Below are 19,056 nucleotides of genomic sequence, written 5' to 3'. Positions count from 1 at the left end.
CACCATGCAATCCTCACAAGGCGCGGCGCAGGGCGCGCGCACCCTCACCATGGCGCAGGCCATTTCCGAAGCGATCGGCCAGGAAATGGAACGCGACCAGCGTGTCTTCGTCATGGGCGAAGACATCGGCAAGTACGGCGGCATTTTCAGCGCCACCACCGGGCTGCTCGACCGCTTCGGGCCGGATCGCATCATGGACACGCCGATCTCAGAGACGGCGTTTATCGGCGCTGCGCTCGGCGCGGCGGCAGAAGGGTTGCGCCCCATTGCAGAACTGATGTTCGTGGATTTCTTCGGTGTGTGCTTTGACCAGATCTACAACCACCTGGCGAAGAACACCTACATGTCCGGCGGCCGTGTTGCGCTGCCGGCGGTCATCACGACCGGCATCGGCGGGGGCTACAACGATGCGGCCCAGCACTCGCAATGTCTGTACGCCAGCTTTGCCCACATGCCGGGCATGAAGGTGGTCGTGCCGTCCAACGCTTATGACGCCAAGGGCCTGATGACCCAGGCCATCCGCGACGATAACCCGGTCATCTTCTGCTACCACAAGGGCATCATGGGCCTGTCGTGGATGTCCTATTTCGAGGGCAGCACGAACGCGGTCCCAGAAGAGGCCTACACGATTCCCTTCGGGCAGGCCCGCGTGGCACGCGAAGGCCGCGACGTGACCATCGTCACGCTCTCGCAGATGGTGCAGAAGTCGCTGCTGGCAGCCGAGCAACTGGCGGCCGAGGGCATCGATGTCGAGGTGATCGACCTTCGCACCATCGTGCCGCTCGACCGCCAGGCCGTGCTGCGCTCGGTGGCCAAGACCGGCCGTCTGCTGGTGGCCGACGAGGATTACCTGAGTTTCGGCCTGTCGGGCGAGATTGCCGCCATCGTCGCGGAGAACCTCGACACCGTGGCATTGCGCGCGCCCGTGCGGCGGCTGGCGGTGCCCGACGTGCCCATCCCGTACTCGCGACCGCTCGAGCAGTTCGTCATTCCACAGGTCGACAGCATCGTCGCCCAGGTGCGTGCGCTGGTGCAGCACCAACCCGTTTCCTATTCACTCAAGCGAGAAGCAGCATGATCGACATCGTGATGTCCGACGCCGTCTGGCAGGACGTTGAAGACGGCACCGAGGCCCTGTTGCAGGATTGGCTGGTCAAACCCGGCGATGTGGTGAGCGCGGGCCAGGCACTGGCGGTGGTCGAGCTGGTCAAGACCACGCACGAGGTGGCAGCGCCTGCAGATGGCGTTGTTGCTGCGCTGGAGGTGGCTGCCCAGGACACCTTCGGGCGCGGCGCTGTGCTCGCGCGGCTGGAGCCGAAAGCATGAGTCAGGCCCTGGCTTTCGTGCCGGATGCCGGCGAGCGTCGTGTCGTGCCGCTTTCCGGCATGCGCGGTGCCATCGCCCGCACCATGAGCGCCGCCTGGCAGGTGCCACGCGTGGCGCAGTCGATCGAGGTGGAGGCGACACGGCTGGAGGCCGCCGTGCAGGCTCTGCAGCAACAGCTCGGGCCGCAGTGCAAGGTCACGCTGACGGCCTTCGTGCTGCGTGCGTTGGCATTGACACTGCGCGAGCATCCGCGCCTGAACGCACGCCTGCAGGAGAAAGAGATCGAGCTGATGCCCGAGGTCAACATCGGCCTGGCTGTCAGCCTGGGCGAAGGGCTTATGGTGCCGGTGCTGCGCAATGTCGATACGCAGTCAGTGGCCGACATTGCCGCCGAAAGTCGCCGTCTGGCGGCGGGCGCCCGTGCTGGCACGTTGTCGGCCGGCAGCTATCAGCACGGCACATTCACCGTGACCAATCTCGGCATGACGGGCATCGACAGCTTCACGCCCATCATCAACGTGCCGCAGGTGGCCATCCTCGGTGTGACGCGTGTTGCCAAGCGGGCGGTGGTCAAGGACGACAGCATCGTGATCGCGCCAATGATGGGCCTGCATCTGATCTTTGATCACCGCGCGGTGGATGGCTACCCGGCCGCACGCTTCCTGACCGATCTGAAGACGCGGCTGGAAACCCTCGAAGGCCTGTGATGCTCGCGCCCGACTTTCTCTCCGACGGAATCCACTGCGCAGAAGAGCAGGACTGGAACCGCGCGCAACTTGCGCAGCCGGTCCAGCGGCCTGCGGTGCGGCTGTGGACGTATGCGGGGCCCGGTGTTGTCCTGGGCCGCGCGCAGGCGGCCTTGCATCCGGGCATGGCAGGCGGTGCCACGCCAGTAGTTGTGCGGGACGCGGGGGGTGGCGCAGTGCTGGCCGGGCCCTGGATGTTGTCGGCGTCGATCGTGCTGCCCGCCGATCATCCGCTCGTCGCGGGCACCGGCACGGTGTCGAGCTACCGATGGCTGGGCGTGCTGCACGCAGGGCTGCTGCGAGATCTCGGCATTCCGGCCTATGCAGTGCCGCCGGAGGAAGTGCGGTTGGCATCGCCGGCCCCGTCGCTCAAGTGGGCCTGCTTCGGTTCGCTGTCGCCATGGGAGGTGGTGGTCGGGCAACGCAAGATCGTCGGCCTCGCGCAGGTGCGCCGGCGCACGGGTGTGCTGCTGACGTGCGGCACGCTCATCGCGTCGCCCGAGTGGCCGCTGCTGTGCGCTGCATTGGGGGCGAACCCGGCGGATGCCCAGCGCCTGCAGGCCTGCACGACGTCGTGTGCCGAGCAGCTGGGTGCGCCGCTGCTGGCGACGGTGCTGGCCGAAGGTCTGCACCACATGCTCGTCGATGTGCTTGGCGAGCATGAGCCCACGAGTGAATCCCGTCATTCCCGCCGCGTGCCGCATTCGGCGCAGTTAACTCGATCCGCCATAGCAGGCCCGTGAGCTGGCGGTCAACGTTGTGCATTTCAACAAGATAAGGCGCGCGCTGTGCACGCCCGATAACGGAGGCAACCAACATGAAACCCACGCTAGCCGCTGGCGCTGCCATGCGTGTTTTGGACAAGCAACCCAAGGTGTCGCGACGCGGCTTTCTGCGCGGTGGCGGCTTGGCCGCCATCAGCGTCACGGTCGTCCCCGCGGCCATGGCGGTCACCAAGGATGTGGTGGTCGAGCAGAGCTTTCCTCGTCTGGGCACCGTCACCGGCAAGACGCTGGTGCGCATGGCGCGCGACATCTATCCGCACGACAAGCTGGCCGAGAAGTTCTACGTGGAGGCGGTCGCGCCCTATGACGCGGCCGCAGGCAAGGCCCCCGAAGTGAAGGCGCTGCTGATCGATGGCGTGCGCGACCTGGACCAACGCGCCAAGCAACGTTATGGCGTGCCCTATGCCCAGGTGAAGACCGAGAACGAACGCGTGGTACTGCTCAAGGACATCGAGTCCACGCCTTTCTTCAAGAAGGTCCAGGGCGATCTGGTGACCGGCCTCTACAACAACAAGAAACTCTGGCCCCTGTTCGGCTACGAGGGCTCGTCGTGGCAGAAGGGCGGCTACCTGCACCGCGGCTTTGACGACATCGATTGGCTCTAAGCCTCGGCACATAAAAAAACGGAGACAACCATCATGACGGATCAGGCAAAGTTTTCACTCGACGACGACAGCGTCGTCGTGATCGTCGGCTCGGGCGCGGGCGGCGGCACGCTGGCCAACGAGCTGGCGCAGCGCGGTGTCAAATGCGTGGTGTTGGAAGCGGGGAAGCACTACACGCAGGCCGATTTCGAGAACGACGAATGGGCCATGTTCAACAAGATCTCGTGGCTGGACAAACGCATCTCGGCGGGCGGTTGGCACCACACCAAGACGTATCCGAACCTGCCTGCGTGGATCGTGAAGGGCGTGGGCGGCTCTACGGTGCACTGGTCGGGCGTGGCATTGCGCTTTCAGGAACACGACTTCCACACCAAGACCACGTACGGCGCCATCGACGGGGCTAATGTGCTGGATTGGCCGATCACGCTGTCCGAGCTTGAGCCTTACTACGAACTGGCCGAGAAGAAGATGGGCGTGTGCGGCACCAAGGCCAGCGGCTTGCCCCCCATGCCGCCCAACAATCACTACAAGGTGATCGAGGCGGGGGCAAAGAAGGTCGGCTACAAGCACATCGTGCGGCCGGCGGCGTCGAACTCCGAACCGTACGACGGTCGCCCGGGCTGCATGCAGATCGGCTTCTGCATGCAGGGCTGCAAGATCGGCGCGAAATGGTCGACGCTCTACACCGAAGTGCCGCGTGCCCAGGCCACGGGCAATGTCGAACTGCGTCCCGAGTCGATGGTGCTTCAGATCCAGCATGACAAGCAGGGTCGCGCCAATGGTGTGCTCTATGTCGACAGCAAGGGCCGCAAGCAACTGCAGAAGGCACGGGTGGTCTGCGTGGCAGGCAACTCCATCGAGTCGCCGCGGCTGCTGCTGAACTCGGCGTCGAGCATGTTCCCCGACGGGCTCGCAAACTCTTCAGGGCAGGTGGGCAAGAACTACATGAACCACGCGACGGCAGCGGCGGTGTCGATCCACAAGAAGCCGGTCTACATGTATCGCGGCTTCGACATTGCGGCGGTGGTGGCCGATGAGGTGCCGCTCAATACCAAGCGCGGATTTGTCGGCGGCTATTATCTCGAAGGCCTGGCCATTCATCTGCCGTACACGGCCGCATTCATGAAGCCGGGCGGCTGGGGGCGCGACTTCACATCGGCCATGGAGATGTACGACCACATGAGCTGCGTGTGGGTCTGCGGTGAAGACATGGCCCGCGAGCAGAACACCATCACGCTGCACCCCACGGAGAAAGACCAGTACGGTCTGCCCATTCCGATCGTCACCAAGACCTATCACGAGAACGACGAAAAAATTACCGCTCATGGTCTGGTGCAGTGGCGCAAGGTGTCGGAGGCGGTGGGCGCAACGCGCGTGATCGACATGCCTGCCTATCCTGCCAGCCACAACATGGGCACCAACCGCATGAGCGCGAAGGCCAGCGATGGCGTGGTCAACCGCTGGGGCCAGGCACACGATGTGAAGAATCTGTTCATTTCCGATGGCAGCCAGTTCACGTCGAGTTCAGCGGCCAACCCCACGCTCACCATCGTGGCTCTGGCGATCCGGCAGGCCGAATACATTGCCGGGGCATTGAACCGGAGGGAGATCTAAGCCAGTCTGCCCGGTTGCCTGTGCAGCGCCGCTACGTTGCGGCAACCGGGTAAATCGATTAGCGTAGAACCGCATCCGCCCTCGCCCCAAAGGCCGGCAAAAGACCGGCGGCGCGGGCATCGCACCCTTCAAATGCGGCGGCTAAGGAGACAGTCGTGCAGCAAAAAGCACACCGCGCACATATCGAGCGGCTGCTCGCCTTCTCGCAGCAGCCGGGCGAGGCGCAGGGCGTCATCGAGCGCTCATGGCGGCGCTGCCTGGACGACTACGGCCGCGACCCGAGCCGCCCCACACCCGCCTACATCGTCGAGGCACAGCGCCTGCGCGAACACAAGGACCAGATCGAGGACTTCCTGAGCGTCGCGCGTACCGGCATGGAGCAGCTCTACAAGCGCGTCTCCGGCCTCGACTACGTGCTGCTGCTGACCGATGCCTACGGTGTCACGGTCGACTTCATCGGTAACGACAACCTCGACCGCGAACTGAAACGTTCGGGCCTGTACCTGGGGGCCGATTGGAGTGAGTCACGCGCCGGCACCTGTGCGGTCGGCACCTGCATCGTCGAGCAGGCCCCGGTAACGTGTCATCAGACCGATCATTTCGACGCATGCCATATCACGCTCACCTGCAACAGCGCGCCGCTGTTTGACCCGACGGGCAACTTCCTGGGCGTGCTCGATGTGTCTGCGCTGAGTGCGCCGGCGCCGCGCGAAGGGCAACACCTCGCGCTGCAGATGACCGCCATGTACGCGCAGAAGATCGAAGACGCGAACTTCCTGCGCTACTTCCGCGATCAGTGGATCTTGCGGCTGGGGTCAACGTGGTCGCTGGTGGATGTGGACAGCGAAATCATGGTCGCCTTCGATGCCAACGGTGTGATTCGCGGCATCAACAGCGGCGGGCGGCGCAAGCTGCGGCTCGAGAGCGATCCGCACGCCGATGTGCGTGGCCACCTGCTGACCGAAGTGTTTCGCGAAAACATGAGCGAGCTGTGGCGCATCGCCCGGGCTGGCACGTCATCCGAGCGCACGGCAATTCGGATGTTCGATCACGGGCTCTATTACGCGACGGGGATCCCGCCGCGCGGCGCGCCCGGCAAGCCGTCTATGCCGTCCGCAGCGGCGGCTCAGTCGGTGTTGCCGAGCCCCGAGGCCAGTGCTGCGCTGGAGGCGCTGGGCGCCGACGACCCCCAGATGCAGCGGCTGATCCTGCAGGCCAAGCGCCTGGCCAACAAGCCGCTCAACATCCTGGTACAAGGCGAGACCGGCACCGGCAAGGAAGTCCTGGCCAAGGCGCTGCACACGGCGAGCGAGCGTCGCGGCAAGGCGTTTGTCGCGGTCAATTGCGCCGCCATTCCTGAATCGCTGATCGAGAGCGAACTGTTCGGCTACACGCCCGGCACCTTCACCGGCGCACGCAGCAAGGGCATGCGTGGCCTGATCGCCCAGTCAGACGGCGGTACGCTGTTCCTCGACGAAATTGGCGACATGCCGCTGCATCTGCAGAGCCGGCTGCTGCGCGTGCTGTCCGAGCGCGAGGTGATGCCGCTAGGCTCCGAAAAGCCGATTCCGGTCGACCTGCGCGTGATTGCCGCCTCCCATCGCGATCTGCGCCAACTGATTGCCGAGCAGCGCTTCCGTGAAGATCTCTACTACCGGCTATGCGGCGCAACGCTGCACCTGCCGACGCTGCGCGAGCGCTGCGACAAGGATTACCTGATCGCCCGTATCGTCGAAGAAGAAGCGCGCCAGCTGGACATGCACGCGCAACTCGCGCCGGCCGCGCTGGCGGTGCTGCGCAGCTACCCGTGGCAGGGCAACGTCCGGCAGTTGCGCAACGTGCTGCGCTTTGCGTTGGCCATGAGCGACGACGGCCTGATCGATGTCGACGCATTGCCGCCGGAGGTGCTCGAAAGCACGACGGACGCTACGGCCGCCGCAGCTTCCATCGTGGCCGATGCCGCACCGGACAACGAGCGGGAAATCCTGCTGGCGGCACTGCGCCGGAACAAATGGCGCATCACCCACGTTGCGCACGAGCTTGGCATCGCGCGCGCGACGGTTTATCGGCAGATGGAACGGTTCGGGATTGTTGCGCCGAATCAGCAATAGGCGGGGCGCGCTAGGAGGGGGAAGGGCGCCAGTTAGTTGCCTTGGGTGGGGGCGAATTGGATTACTTGCGGGGGAGATGCCGGTGGACACCATCGGCCAGGCAGAAATACAAAAAGGGTTACAGGCAGAACCTGTAACCCTTTTTTTTTATTCTGGTGCCGCTGACCGGAATCGAACTGGTGACCTTCGCATTACGAATGCGCTGCTCTACCGACTGAGCTACAGCGGCGTCGGAAACAGCGATTCTAACAGAACTTTTTGTCGCTCCGCAAGAACCGCTGGAACAACAGTCTCACATGGCCGCGTTACGCCGTTTTCTTGGCTTCGAGGTGATATTGCGTGACGCGATCCACCTCGTTCTTTGACCCCAGGACCACCGCCACGCGTTGGTGCAGCTGTTCGGGCTGGATGTCCAGAATGCGTTGCTCGCCATTGGTGGCCGCGCCGCCGGCCTGTTCCACCAGGAAGGCCATCGGGTTGGCTTCGTACATCAGGCGCAGCTTGCCGGCCTTGCCCGGTTCGCGCTTGTCCCAGGGGTACATGAAGATGCCGCCGCGCGTGAGGATGCGATGCACGTCCGCCACCATCGAAGCGATCCAGCGCATGTTGAAATCCTTGCCGCGCGGGCCTTCGGAGCCGGCCAGGCATTCGTCGATGTAGCGGCGCACGGGCGGGGCCCAGTGGCGCATGTTCGACATGTTGATGGCGAATTCCTTTGTATCGACCGGAATCTTCACGTCGCGGTGGGTCAGCACGAAGCTGCCGACTTCGCGGTCGAGCGTGAACATGTGCACGCCGTTGCCGACGGTCAGCACCAGCGTGGTCTGCGGGCCGTACACGGCATAGCCGGCGGCGACCTGCTTGACGCCGGGTTGCATGAAATCGGCTTCGGTCACGGCCTCGCCGGCCTTGGGCATGTGCAGCACCGAGAAGATCGTGCCGATCGACACGTTCACGTCGATGTTGGACGAGCCGTCGAGCGGATCGAACAGCAGCAGGTATTCGCCCTTCGGATAGCGGTGCGGAATCTCGTAGAACGATTCCATCTCTTCCGAGGCCATGGCGGCCAGGTTGCCGCCGTATTCGTTCGCTTCGAGCAGGACTTCGTTGGCGATCACGTCCAGCTTCTGCTGGGTTTCGCCTTGCACGTTGCCGGTGCCAGCCGAGCCGAGCACGCCGGCAAGGGCCCCCTTGTTGACGCTGTGCGAGATCGCCTTGCAGGCGCGCGCCACGACTTCGAGCAGCAGACGCAGCTCGGCCGGGATGGTGTTGTGCTCGCGCTGTTCTTCGATCAGGTAGCGGGTGAGGTTGATGCGCTTCATGGGTTCTCCTGAGACGGGCGCGATTTTACGATACAAGCGGTGACATTCAGGCCAGCGCCTTGCCGACGATCTCGCGCACGTCGCGCGAGAGGCTCGGATGTGCCGCCACGCGCTTGAGCGCGTCCTGCATGGCGTCGCGCAGCGTGGGCACGTATTTGCGCCAGCGGTCCAGCGCGCGTGCCAGGCGGGCAGAGACCTGGGGGTTGATGGCGTCGAGCGCAAGCACCTGCTCGGCCCAGTAGGCATAGCCGGAACCATCGGCGGCATGGAACTGCGCGGGGTTGCCCGAGCAGAAGCTGAAGATCAGGGAGCGCGCGCGGTTCGGGTTGCGCAGCGTGAAAGCCGGATGGGCCATCAGCGCGCGCACGGTCGCCAGCGTCGGCTTGCCGGCGGCGCCCGGCTGCATGGCCTGCAGCGAGAACCACTTGTCGATGACGAGTGCGTCGTCGGCAAAGCGCGTGTAGAAATCAGCCAGCGCCGCTTCGCGGCCCGGGGCATAGCTGGTGACCATTGCGGAGAGGGCGCCCATGCGGTCGGTCATGTTGGTGGCGCCGGCATATTGCTGTTCGGCCAGGGCCAGCGCCTCGGCGGCTTCGGTTTCCACGAGATAGCCGAGGGCAATGTTCTTGAGTGCGCGCTTGCCTGCAGACACCGCATCGGGCGAGTAGGCGCCTTCGGTCTGGTTGGCCTGATAGGCGTGCAGCAACTCTGCGTTGAGCTTTTCTGCCAGCGTGCGGCGCAGCGTGCGGCGTGCGGTGTGGATGGCAGCCGGATCAGCCACGTCCATGCGCTCGGCCAGATAGCCTTCGGCCGGCAGGATCAGCATCTGCTCGCGGAAGGCCGGATCAAGCGAGGCGTCGGCGACGACGGCACGCAGGGCTTCGACCAGCGCCGGATCCACCACCGGCGCGCGGCCGTGCTGGATGTCCGTCACCATGCGCAGCAGCGTGTCGGTGGCCAGGCGCTGGCCGGCTTCCCAGCGGTTGAACGGGTCGGAATCGTGCGCGAGCTGGAACGTGAGCTGCTCGGTCGTATAGCCGTATTCAACGATCACCGGCGCCGAGAAATTGCGCAGCAGCGAGGGCAGCGGCGCTTCGGCCACATCTTCGAAGACGAAGGTCTGCTTGGTTTCAGTGAAGTCCAGCACGCGCGTGTTCGCGGGCGAGGGCGATGCGGCTTCGCCACGCAAACGCAGCGGCAAGTCGCGGCCGTTCTTGTCGATCAGGCCCACCGCAAACGGAATGTGGAACGGTTGCTTCTGGATGCCGCTGTTGACTTCGATGCCGACCGGCTCGCAGCGCTGGCGCAGCGTGAGCGTGTAGGTGTGCGTGGCCGCATCGTGGTGTCCTTCGACTGCCACGACCGGCGTGCCGGCCTGGCTGTACCAGCGGCCGAATTGCGTGAGGTCGCGGCCGTTGGCATCGGCCATGGCAGCGCGGAAGTCGTCGCAGGTGACAGCCTGGCCATCGTGGCGCTGGAAGTACAGGTCCATGCCTTTGCGGAAGCCGTCGCGGCCGAGCAGCGTCTGGTACATGCGCACGACTTCCGCGCCTTTTTCGTACACCGTGACGGTGTAGAAGTTATTGATTTCTTCGTAGCTGTCGGGCCGCACCGGGTGGGCCATCGGCCCGGCATCTTCCGGAAACTGCGCCTGCCGCAGCACGCGCACGTCTTCGATGCGCTTGACGGCGCGGGCGCTGGCCGCGGCGGCTTCGTTGCCGGCTTGCGCGGCCGCTTGTGCCGCCATATCGGCGGAGAATTCCTGATCACGGAACACCGTCAGGCCTTCCTTCAGGCTCAACTGGAACCAGTCGCGGCAGGTGACGCGGTTGCCCGTCCAGTTGTGGAAATATTCGTGACCGACCACCGATTCGATGTTGGCGAAGTCCACATCGGTGGCCGTCTCCGCATTGGCCAGCACGTACTTCGTGTTGAAGATGTTCAGGCCCTTGTTCTCCATCGCGCCCATGTTGAAGTCGCCCACGGCGACGATCATGAAGCGGTCGAGATCCAGCTCCAGGCCGAAGCGGCGTTCGTCCCAGTGGATGGAATGGATGAGCGAATCCATCGCGTGGCGGGTCTTGCCGAGGTCATGCGGCTCGACCCAGACCTGCAGCAGTTTCTCCTTGCCCGAGGCGGATTGAATGCGCTCTTCGATGCACTCCAGCTTGCCCGCCACCAGCGCGAACAGATAAGACGGCTTCTTGAAGGGGTCGTGCCACACGGCTTCGTGGCGGCCGTCCGGCAGGTCGCGCTCCGACATGAGATTGCCGTTGGACAGCAGCACCGGGTAGTCCGCCTTCGATGCGCGCAGCGTGACGGTGTAGACCGTCATCACGTCCGGGCGGTCGAGGAAGTAGGTGATCTTGCGAAAGCCCTCGGCCTCGCACTGCGTGAAGAAGTTGCCGTTGGAAACGTACAGGCCCATCAGCGACGAATTGGCTGCGGGATTGCAGTAGGTGGTGAGTTCCAACGTGAAGCTGGTGCCAACATCGGCCGGCACGGCGTCGATGGTGAGGGTGTCGCCCGAGGCTTGCAGGCCGGAAAGCGCTTTGCTGTCGACGGTTGCGGCGGCCAGTTCCAGCCCCTCACCCACCAGCACGAGCGGCCTGCCGGCATCCGTGCGCGTCATGCGCATGCGGTTGACGACGCGAGTGCGCTCGGGCACGAGATCGATCTCCAGGGCCACTTCGTCAATGCGGAAAGCGGGCGCGGTGTAGTCCTTGCGGTAAATCGTGACGGCGGTATCGGTGCGCAACATCGGTAACATCCTTATCTGCGTTGTCTGCGGTCGCAAAGGGCCATTGTACTCAGGCCCTTGGCGGGAATCTTCCGCGCGGGGCGTCACTCTGAGTAACAGAGCGCGCGCAGCCCGCTTCCGGGGCCCGCGACCATCTGTCTGATTGAGAGTAGAGGGATCTTCTATGTGGAAATGGATCAAGACATCGGGCGTCTGGCCGATGGCTGGCGCCCTGATGGCGGCCAGCCTGCTGGCGGGCTGCGCGAGCACGGTCACCAGCCAGGTGACGGCGTTCCGGCAACCCGGCTGGACCGACAACCCGCCGCGCACCTATGCCTTCGAGCACACTGCGGCGCAGCAAAATGATCTCGAACGTCAGACCTACGAGACCTGGACATCGGACCAACTGGCCGCCCACGGCTTTTCCAGCGTGCCCCGTGCCAGCGCACGCTATTTGGTCCGCCTGGACTACTCGGCCGCCACGCGGCTCGTGCAGGTGCGCCAGCCCGTGTACCCGGATCCGTATTGGGGGCCCGGGCCATGGGGGCCATGGCGCAGCCCTTGGGGACCCTGGGGCCCGTGGGGGCCGCAATACGTCGATACCAACGTTCAAGTGCCGTTCTATGCCTATCACGTGGAAATTGACGAAGCAGCCACCGGCAAGCGCGTTTATCAGGTGACGGCGCAAACGCAGGGTGGGGATGGATCGCTGACGGCGGTGATGCCGTACCTGGTACGCAGCGCCTTTGCCAATTTCCCGGCGCCGAACGCGCAGCCCATCGTCGTAGAGCTGCCTGTTGATCCATCGGTGAAACCGGCGGCGAAACCGGCATCCGGGCCGGCACCCAAGTAGGCGCCAGGGTGGGTTTTGGCCGGCTGTCTACGTTAGAATGCGTGACCTAATCTGTAGGCCGCCAGCCGTACCTCGCTTGAGCGTTGTCACTTCATCCCGTCTCGCGCCGACCGCCACCCCTGGCCGGCGCCGCCTCCGCCCCGTCGCTACCCTCCTGACGGTGCTGCGCAACGCGTGCGGCCTCACCCCCGGTTTCTCTCTGTTCCCACTGTTTTTCGCCACTTCGTCTCAGGGAGTTTCTGCCTGAGCGCATGTGTGCCTCATGTGCGGAACTCCCCATCAGGATTCATTGCTATGAACGACAAGCTTCACGACGCCTCGCCGGATTCCCAAGACCAAGGCGCCGAGGCCGAACTGCGCCGCGCGGCGTTTGAATACCATCGCGCCCCCACGCGCGGCAAGATTGAGGTGCGCCCGACCAAGGCGCTGATCAACCAGCGCGACCTGTCGCTGGCGTATTCGCCGGGCGTGGCGTATCCGTGTACCGCGATTGAGCAAGACCCGTCGCTGGCGGCGGAGTACACCTCGCGCGGCAACCTCGTCGGCGTGATCACCAACGGCACCGCTGTGCTGGGCCTGGGCGACATCGGCCCGCTGGCCAGCAAGCCGGTGATGGAAGGCAAGGGCTGCCTGTTCAAGAAGTTTGCCGGCGTGGATGTGTTCGATATCGAACTGGCCGAGCGCGATCCGGACAAGCTGGTCGACATCATTGCCTCGCTGGAGCCGACGCTGGGCGGGATCAACCTCGAAGACATCAAGGCGCCGGAGTGCTTCTACATCGAGCAGAAGCTGCGTGACCGCCTGAACATTCCCGTTTTTCACGATGACCAGCACGGCACGGCGATCATCTCGTCGGCGGCGCTGCTCAACGGCTTGAAGGTCGTCGGCAAGGACATCGGCAGCGTGAAGGTGGCCGTGTCGGGCGCGGGCGCCGCGGCCATTGCCTGCCTGGACGTGATGGTGGGCCTGGGCGTCAAGCGTGAGAATGTCTACGTGGTGGATTCCAAGGGCGTGATCTACGTTGGTCGCGACGCCAAGATGGAGGCGAACAAGGCGCGCTACGCGCAGGACACCTCGGCCCGTACGCTGGCCGACATCGTGCGCGATGCAGACGTGTTCCTGGGCTGCTCGGCCGCCGGCGTGCTGACCGCCGACATGGTCAAGACCATGGCTCCGAAGCCGATCATCCTGGCGCTGGCCAACCCCGAGCCGGAAATCCGCCCGGAAGTGGCCAAGGCCGCGCGGCCGGACTGCATCATCGCCACGGGCCGTTCGGACTACCCGAACCAGGTCAACAACGTGCTGTGCTTCCCGTACATCTTCCGTGGTGCGCTCGATTGCGGCGCCACGAAGATCACGGAAGAGATGAAGCTGGCATGCGTGAAGGCCATCGCGGAACTGACGGAAGCCGAAACGAACGACGCCGTGGCCCAGGCTTACGCCGGGCAGGACCTGACCTTCGGCCCCGATTACATCATCCCGAAGCCGTTCGATTCGCGCCTGATCGAGAAGATCGCGCCGGCCGTCGCCAAGGCCGCGGAAGAGTCCGGCGTGGCCACGCGCCCGATCAAGGATCTGGATGCGTATCGCGCCCAACTGAGCGACTTCGTGTATCACACGGGCCTGACCATGCGCCCGGTGTTCTCGGCCGCCAAGGCCAACCCGAAGCGCGTCGTGTACGCCGAAGGTGAAGAAGAGCGCGTGCTGCGCGCCGTGCAGACGGTGGTCGATGAAGGCCTGGCCAAGCCGATCCTGATCGGCCGCCCGCATGTGATTGAAATGCGTATCCAGAAGGCGGGCCTGCGCCTGAAGCCGGGCGTGCACTTCGAGCTGGTGGACCCGGAAGACGATCGCCGCTATCACCAGTACCACACCGCTTACCACGAGCTGATGGGCCGCAACGGCGTGACGCCGGACATGGCGAAGTCGGCGCTGCGCCGTTCGAACACGCTGATCGGCGCACTGCTGGTGCGTCTGGGTGATGCCGATGCGCTGCTGTGCGGCACGGTCGGCCGCTTTGACGCCCATCTGGAGCACGTGCGCGACGTGATCGGCCTGGCCCCGAACGCCAAGGTGTTCGCGGCCATGAACGGCCTGATGCTGGAGAAGCACACGCTGTTCATCACCGACACGTTCGTCAACGAGATGCCGAGCGCAGAAGAACTGGCCGACATCACCAAGCTGGCGGCAGAAGAAGTGCGCCGTTTCGGCCAGGAGCCGAAGGTGGCGATGCTGTCGCACTCCATGTTCGGCTCGTCGAAAAACGCCTCGGCCCGCCGCATGCGCGCTGCGTATGACCTGCTGAAGACCGAAGCACCGGATCTGCAGGTGGAAGGGGAGATCCAGGGCGACGCGGCGTTGTCGGAAGATATCCGCCACCACTTCCTGCCGAAGAGCGCCTTCTCGGGCAGCGCCAACCTGCTGGTGATGCCGTCGCTCGATGCCGCCAACATCGCGTTCAACCTGCTCAAGATCACGGGCGGGCAGGGCGTGACGGTGGGCCCGATCCTGCTGGGCGCGGCCAAGCCGGTGCACATCCTGAACCCGTCGGCCACATCGCGCCGCATCGTCAACATGACGGCGCTGGCGGTGGCAGACGTGTCGGCTACGCGTTGATCGTTTGATCCGGTATTTGGGCCGCTGAAGGTTGGCGGCCCAAAAGAAAACGGCGCCTGGGGAAAATCCAGGCGCCGTTTTTCTTTGCTGCCGACTGCTTAGAACTTTGCGCGGATGCCCACGCCGAAGGTGTCGGCCGAGCTCAGGTTCGTCACCTTGTCGCGCATGTACGCGGCGTACACATCGGTGCGCTTGGACAGCGAGTAGTCGTAGCCGACTGCCCACGTGTTGCGCTTCACGTCAGCCGCACCCGAGGTCTTCGTGTACGCGTACGACGCCAGGACGCTGCCCGGGCCCACAGGCACCGACACGCCCAGTTGGCCGCCGTTGCTCTTCGCATCGCCCGAGTTGATGGCGTTCTTGATGTACTGGTACTGGCCGTAGACCTTGGCCACGCCAAAGTCGTACGTGGCGCCCAGTTGCGCCGCCGACTGGCGCGAGAAGCCTGCCACCAGCGCGTTCAGGTCACCCGGCGCACCGTCGAAGCGCACTTGCTGGAAGGCTGCCGTGGCCGCGAAGTTGCCATGGAAGTACAGGAAGTTGCCGCCCCACTTGTTCTGGCCGTTATGGCCGGCTTGCTCACCCGCGCCGTAGATGAAGTTGGCGGTCAGGCCGTTGAAGTCCGGCGTGGAGTACATGATCGAGTTGTTCCAGCCCGAATCGCCAACCAGGCCCGAGATGCCGCCGGGGCCGCTCAGGCCGTTGCCGAGGTACGTGTGGAACACCATCGGCGAGAACGTGTACGAATCGATGAACGGGTTGAACAGGATCGTCGAGACAAAGTACGGTGGCGTCAGGCGGCCGAGCTTGATCGAGCCCCACGTGCTCGATTGCAGGCCCACGAACGAGTTGCGGGCGAAGAACGTATCGCCGTCAAAACGGCCGGACTTGCCGGTGTCCGGGCGGAAGAACGCTTCCAGCGTGAAGATCGCCTTCAGGCCGTTGCCCAGATCTTCGCTGCCCTTCATACCCCAGTACGAGGTCGACATCCCGCCCGAGTTGACCCCCCAGGCGCGATCCGATGCGCCCAGACTCTTGGTGGCGCCCGCCCAGGCATCCACCTGGCCGTACAGCGTGACGGACGATTGCGCTTGCGCACCGGCACTTGCTGCCCCCAGTGCCGATGCCACTGCCAGCGCGGCCACGCCACGCTTGAATTTCGACTGCATTGCTACCTCCTTTGTTGTTGAAGATCACTGCGGGTTGCGCCGCATTCTTTGATGCGGTCACAGGCCGGCTGGTCAGGCTCCATGCCGATCGGTGTCCCATGCCCCATGACACCGTGCCCACAGCGTTGTTTTTGCTGATGAACCTGAAAAATCAGTGTGCTGCAATCAAATCGGCCAAGCGGAAACCCGCGATGCGATGAATCTGTTCGAGCGACGCACGCAGCTCGGTATCGCGGTCGTTCTCAACGCGCTGGCTGAAGTTCTCGATGATTCCGTGGCGGTCATAGCCGCGCACCGCCAGGATGAACGGGAAGCCGAACTTCTCGTTGTACTGGGCGTTGAGTGCCTGCAGGCGTGCAAATTCTTCCGGCGTGCACAGGTTCAGGCCCGCGCCGCTTTGTTCGCGCGTCGACTCGGCGGTCAGCTCACCACGCACGGCGGCCTTGCCCGCCAACTCCGGATGGGCGCGCACGAGTTTGAGCTGCGGCTCGATGCCCGCGGTGTCGACGACATTGCGCATGGCAGCCGCGAGCGCCTCCGCCGAAGCAAACGGGCGTTGCGTGGCGGCCTGTTCAGCAACCCAGGGCGAGTGCTCGTAGATGCCACCCAGGACTTGCACGAACTGCGATGCGTCCATGCCGTTGAGTTGCGAGAGGGTATAGGTGGTCTGGCTCATGCTGCGGTGCTCAAAACGGGTTGCTTGGCATACGGATGGTTTTGGATCCAGTGCTGGGCGATGTCGATGCGCCGGCAGATCCACACCTTGTCGTGCGATTGCACGTAGTCAAGGAAGCGCTGCAGCGCACGGAAGCGCGCGGGGCGGCCCAGCAGCCGGCAGTGCATGCCGATCGACAGCATCTTCGGCTGTGCGAGGCCGTTGGGATCGCCTTCTTCGTACAGCACGTCGAAGGCGTCCTTCAGGTACTGGTAGAAGTGGTCGGCTGTATTGAAGCCTTGCGGGCTGGCAAAGCGCATGTCGTTGGTGTCGAGCGTGTACGGCACGACCAGGTGCGGCTTGCTCTCGCCCGACGAGGTTTGCACTTCGGTCCAGAACGGCAGGTCGTCGCCGTAGTAGTCGGCGTCGTAGGCAAAGCCGCCGTGCTCGACCACCAGGCGGCGCGTGTTGGGGCTGTCGCGGCCGGTGTACCAGCCCAGCGGCGCGTTGCCGGTCAGCTCGTGGATGATTTCGACGCCAATGCGCATGTGCTCGCGCTCGGTGGCTTCGTCGATGTTCTGGTAGTGAATCCAGCGCCAGCCGTGGCAGGCGATTTCGTGGCCCAGGTCAACGAAGGCTTGGGTCAGGTCCGGATGGCGCTGCAGGGCCATCGACACACCGAAGATCGTCAGCGGCAGGCCGCGCTTTTCAAACTCGCGCAGGATGCGCCACACGCCTGCACGCGAGCCGTATTCGTAGATGCCCTCCATGCTCATGTGGCGGTCGGGGTAGGCCGCAGCGCCAATGATTTCGGAGAGGAACTGCTCGGAGCCGGCGTCGCCGTGCAAGACGCAGTTTTCACCGCCTTCCTCGTAGTTGAGGACGAACTGCAGTGCTACGCGCGCGCCGCCCGGCCAATTGGCGTTGGGCGGGTTCTTGCCGTAACCGATGAGATCGCGCGGATAGTTATTGTTTGTCATGGTTTTTTCATGTCGAGGAGACTTCATACAACACCGGTCAGACAGTGGAATGCAGCTTTCCAAATTCACGACATCACAGCGGCGTCATGAACAAGGCAAAGCGCCATCGCGTCAGGCCGGGACTGCCCGGGCAGCCTGCGCCAGTTCCAGCGCGAGCTTCCGGTGAACCGTGAGATGGGCGTCGAGTTCCAGCGTGGTCAGGCGGCCGTCTTCGACGACCACGCGCCCGTTGATCACGCTGTGCGCCACGTTGGACGGGGCGCAGAACACCAGCGCCGCAACCGGGTCGTGGTCGGCGCCGGCAAAACCGACCTGATGACGATCGAAGCTGACAAAGTCGGCCGACATGCCGGGTGCGAGCGCGCCGATGTCGTCGCGGTTGAGCACGCGCGCACCGCCAAGCGTGGCGATCTCCAGCGCCTCGCGCGCGCTCATCGCCGCGGGGCCAAAGCCGACACGCGCGAGCAGCATGGCCTGGCGCGTCTCGCCCAGCATGTGCGCGCCATCGTTCGACGCGCTGCCGTCCACGCCCAGGCCAACCGGCACGCCGGCGTCGCGCATGGTGCGGATCGGGGCGATGCCGGAAGCCAGTCGCATGTTCGAGCACGGGCAATGCGCAACGCCGGTGCCGGTGCGTGCGAACACATCGATGCCGTGGGCGTCGAGCTTGACGCAGTGCGCATGCCAGACGTCGCGGCCGACCCAGCCGAGGTCTTCTGCGTACTCGGCGGGCGTCAGGCCGAACTTCTCGCGCGAGTAAGCGATGTCGTTATCGTTCTCGGCCAGGTGTGTGTGCATCGACACGCCGTAGCTGCGCGCGAGCTTGGCCGATTCGCGCATCAGGTCACGCGAGACCGAGAACGGCGAGCACGGTGCCACCACCACCCGCAGCATCGAATGGCGGTCGGCGTTGTGCCACGTTTCGATCAGCCGCTGCGTTTCCTTCAGGATGGCCTCTTCGCCTTCGACCACGCGGTCCGGCGGCAAACCGCCCTGGCTGCGGCCGACGCTCATGCTGCCGCGCGCCGCGTGAAAACGCATGCCGATCTGCTGTGCGGCTTCGATCGAGTCATCGAGCCGGCTGCCGTTCGGGTAGAGATACAGGTGATCGCTGGAGGTCGTGCAACCCGACAGCAGCAGTTCGGCCATCGCCGTGAGCGTCGACACGCGCACCATTTCCGGCGTGAGACCTGCCCACACCGGATACAGGTTGGTCAGCCAGCCGAACAGTTCGGCGTCCTGGGCGGCCGGCAGGGCGCGCGTCAGGCTCTGATACATGTGATGGTGCGTGTTGACGAAGCCCGGCGTGACCACGTGGTCGCGCAGCTCCATCACACGCACATTCGGCTGACCGATGGCGTCGCGATACTGCGAGGGCAGATCCGCCGTGGCGCCGATCCATTCGATCACGCCACCGCGCGCAACCAGTGCGCCGTCGGGGATCTCGCGGCGTTGCGCATCCATGGTGACCAGCACGTCGGCATGACGGGCGATCAGAAGCGGGTCGTTGTGCGCGACAGTGGCGGTCATGCAA

15 protein-coding genes and 1 tRNA gene are annotated in these 19,056 nt (G+C 64.5%); 9 read left to right on the top strand and 7 right to left on the bottom strand.

Annotated features, from left to right (window positions below; translation table 11 throughout):
- Nucleotides 1–4 precede the first annotated feature (4 nt).
- The 7 genes from ACTJK6_RS13750 to ACTJK6_RS13720 all read left to right on the top strand — a co-directional run bounded on the left by ACTJK6_RS13750 (nt 5) and on the right by ACTJK6_RS13720 (nt 7,187).
- Nucleotides 5–1,078: an alpha-ketoacid dehydrogenase subunit beta gene (locus tag ACTJK6_RS13750; protein ID WP_440839374.1), complete on the top strand. Its 1,074-nt coding sequence runs from the start codon at nt 5–7 to the stop codon at nt 1,076–1,078.
- Nucleotides 1,075–1,326, top strand: coding sequence for a lipoyl domain-containing protein (locus ACTJK6_RS13745; protein ID WP_232040559.1), 252 nt, complete (start codon nt 1,075–1,077; stop codon nt 1,324–1,326). The genes ACTJK6_RS13750 and ACTJK6_RS13745 overlap by 4 nt, the downstream gene beginning before the upstream one ends.
- Nucleotides 1,323–2,033: a dihydrolipoamide acetyltransferase family protein gene (locus tag ACTJK6_RS13740; protein WP_440839373.1), complete on the top strand. Its 711-nt coding sequence runs from the start codon at nt 1,323–1,325 to the stop codon at nt 2,031–2,033. Before ACTJK6_RS13745 ends, ACTJK6_RS13740 begins: the two co-directional genes overlap by 4 nt.
- The gene (locus ACTJK6_RS13735; protein ID WP_260801862.1) at nt 2,033–2,815 is read left to right on the top strand and encodes a lipoate--protein ligase family protein; all 783 of its coding nucleotides are present in this window, start codon (nt 2,033–2,035) and stop codon (nt 2,813–2,815) included. Before ACTJK6_RS13740 ends, ACTJK6_RS13735 begins: the two co-directional genes overlap by 1 nt.
- Nucleotides 2,816–2,889: 74 nt before the next feature.
- Entirely contained in the window at nt 2,890–3,462 is a 573-nt protein-coding gene (locus ACTJK6_RS13730) for a gluconate 2-dehydrogenase subunit 3 family protein (RefSeq protein WP_440839372.1), read from the top strand.
- A gap of 33 nt (nt 3,463–3,495) precedes the next feature.
- Entirely contained in the window at nt 3,496–5,076 is a 1,581-nt protein-coding gene (locus tag ACTJK6_RS13725; RefSeq protein WP_316869871.1) for a GMC family oxidoreductase, read from the top strand.
- 155 nt (nt 5,077–5,231) lie between these two features.
- Complete coding sequence (locus ACTJK6_RS13720; protein WP_440817556.1) at nt 5,232–7,187, top strand: sigma-54-dependent Fis family transcriptional regulator; 1,956 nt, start codon at nt 5,232–5,234, stop codon at nt 7,185–7,187.
- A gap of 153 nt (nt 7,188–7,340) precedes the next feature.
- Here the strand turns inward: ACTJK6_RS13720 and ACTJK6_RS13715 are convergent.
- The 3 genes from ACTJK6_RS13715 to pepN form a co-directional block, all read right to left on the bottom strand.
- Nucleotides 7,341–7,416: transfer RNA gene (locus ACTJK6_RS13715), tRNA-Thr, on the bottom strand.
- A 76-nt stretch (nt 7,417–7,492) separates the two neighbouring features.
- Nucleotides 7,493–8,509, bottom strand: a complete 1,017-nt coding sequence (locus ACTJK6_RS13710) for a class 1 fructose-bisphosphatase (protein ID WP_232040504.1) — start codon at nt 8,507–8,509, stop codon at nt 7,493–7,495.
- Nucleotides 8,510–8,555: 46 nt separating this feature from the next.
- Nucleotides 8,556–11,270 (bottom strand): aminopeptidase N, encoded by a 2,715-nt coding sequence (pepN, locus tag ACTJK6_RS13705; RefSeq protein ID WP_440839371.1) that lies wholly within the window; start codon nt 11,268–11,270, stop codon nt 8,556–8,558.
- 163 nt (nt 11,271–11,433) lie between these two features.
- Between pepN and ACTJK6_RS13700 the strand changes: the two genes are divergently transcribed.
- Together ACTJK6_RS13700 and ACTJK6_RS13695 are read left to right on the top strand one after the other, a co-directional pair.
- On the top strand, nt 11,434–12,102 hold the full coding sequence (locus tag ACTJK6_RS13700; protein WP_440839370.1) for a DUF4136 domain-containing protein: 669 nt from the start codon (nt 11,434–11,436) through the stop codon (nt 12,100–12,102).
- Between the two features lie 294 nt (nt 12,103–12,396).
- Nucleotides 12,397–14,718: an NADP-dependent malic enzyme gene (locus ACTJK6_RS13695; protein WP_316878981.1), complete on the top strand. Its 2,322-nt coding sequence runs from the start codon at nt 12,397–12,399 to the stop codon at nt 14,716–14,718.
- Between the two features lie 98 nt (nt 14,719–14,816).
- Here ACTJK6_RS13695 and ACTJK6_RS13690 read toward each other — a convergent pair whose 3' ends face one another.
- The 4 genes from ACTJK6_RS13690 to ACTJK6_RS13675 all read right to left on the bottom strand — a co-directional run bounded on the left by ACTJK6_RS13690 (nt 14,817) and on the right by ACTJK6_RS13675 (nt 19,052).
- Nucleotides 14,817–15,887 (bottom strand): porin, encoded by a 1,071-nt coding sequence (locus ACTJK6_RS13690; protein WP_322017294.1) that lies wholly within the window; start codon nt 15,885–15,887, stop codon nt 14,817–14,819.
- Between the two features lie 151 nt (nt 15,888–16,038).
- The gene (uraD, locus tag ACTJK6_RS13685; RefSeq protein WP_232040499.1) at nt 16,039–16,563 is read right to left on the bottom strand and encodes a 2-oxo-4-hydroxy-4-carboxy-5-ureidoimidazoline decarboxylase; all 525 of its coding nucleotides are present in this window, start codon (nt 16,561–16,563) and stop codon (nt 16,039–16,041) included.
- Nucleotides 16,560–17,522 carry an allantoinase PuuE gene (gene puuE, locus ACTJK6_RS13680; protein ID WP_440839369.1) on the bottom strand — a complete coding sequence of 321 codons (963 nt, stop codon included), beginning with the start codon at nt 17,520–17,522 and terminating at the stop codon, nt 16,560–16,562. Before puuE ends, uraD begins: the two co-directional genes overlap by 4 nt.
- A 111-nt stretch (nt 17,523–17,633) precedes the next feature.
- The gene (locus tag ACTJK6_RS13675) at nt 17,634–19,052 is read right to left on the bottom strand and encodes an 8-oxoguanine deaminase (protein ID WP_440839368.1); all 1,419 of its coding nucleotides are present in this window, start codon (nt 19,050–19,052) and stop codon (nt 17,634–17,636) included.
- Nucleotides 19,053–19,056 lie beyond the last annotated feature (4 nt).

Source organism: Ralstonia sp. 22086 (assembly GCF_052045975.1).
Taxonomy (GTDB): domain Bacteria; phylum Pseudomonadota; class Gammaproteobacteria; order Burkholderiales; family Burkholderiaceae; genus Ralstonia; species Ralstonia wenshanensis.
This window is presented reverse-complemented; position numbering and strand designations above follow the sequence as displayed.

What these genes read in the sequence shown, in the direction of transcription:
- ACTJK6_RS13750 (WP_440839374.1), top strand. Translation starts at nt 5, where the DNA reads ATGCAATCCTCACAAGGCGCGGCGCAGGGCGCGCGCACCCTCACCATG.
- ACTJK6_RS13745 (WP_232040559.1), top strand. Translation starts at nt 1,075, where the DNA reads ATGATCGACATCGTGATGTCCGACGCCGTCTGGCAGGACGTTGAAGAC.
- ACTJK6_RS13740 (WP_440839373.1), top strand. Translation starts at nt 1,323, where the DNA reads ATGAGTCAGGCCCTGGCTTTCGTGCCGGATGCCGGCGAGCGTCGTGTC.
- ACTJK6_RS13735 (WP_260801862.1), top strand. Translation starts at nt 2,033, where the DNA reads ATGCTCGCGCCCGACTTTCTCTCCGACGGAATCCACTGCGCAGAAGAG.
- ACTJK6_RS13730 (WP_440839372.1), top strand. Translation starts at nt 2,890, where the DNA reads ATGAAACCCACGCTAGCCGCTGGCGCTGCCATGCGTGTTTTGGACAAG.
- ACTJK6_RS13725 (WP_316869871.1), top strand. Translation starts at nt 3,496, where the DNA reads ATGACGGATCAGGCAAAGTTTTCACTCGACGACGACAGCGTCGTCGTG.
- ACTJK6_RS13710 (WP_232040504.1), bottom strand. Translation starts at nt 8,509, where the DNA reads ATGAAGCGCATCAACCTCACCCGCTACCTGATCGAAGAACAGCGCGAG.
- pepN (WP_440839371.1), bottom strand. Translation starts at nt 11,270, where the DNA reads ATGTTGCGCACCGATACCGCCGTCACGATTTACCGCAAGGACTACACC.
- ACTJK6_RS13700 (WP_440839370.1), top strand. Translation starts at nt 11,434, where the DNA reads ATGTGGAAATGGATCAAGACATCGGGCGTCTGGCCGATGGCTGGCGCC.
- ACTJK6_RS13695 (WP_316878981.1), top strand. Translation starts at nt 12,397, where the DNA reads ATGAACGACAAGCTTCACGACGCCTCGCCGGATTCCCAAGACCAAGGC.
- ACTJK6_RS13690 (WP_322017294.1), bottom strand. Translation starts at nt 15,887, where the DNA reads ATGCAGTCGAAATTCAAGCGTGGCGTGGCCGCGCTGGCAGTGGCATCG.
- uraD (WP_232040499.1), bottom strand. Translation starts at nt 16,563, where the DNA reads ATGAGCCAGACCACCTATACCCTCTCGCAACTCAACGGCATGGACGCA.
- puuE (WP_440839369.1), bottom strand. Translation starts at nt 17,522, where the DNA reads ATGACAAACAATAACTATCCGCGCGATCTCATCGGTTACGGCAAGAAC.
- ACTJK6_RS13675 (WP_440839368.1), bottom strand. Translation starts at nt 19,052, where the DNA reads ATGACCGCCACTGTCGCGCACAACGACCCGCTTCTGATCGCCCGTCAT.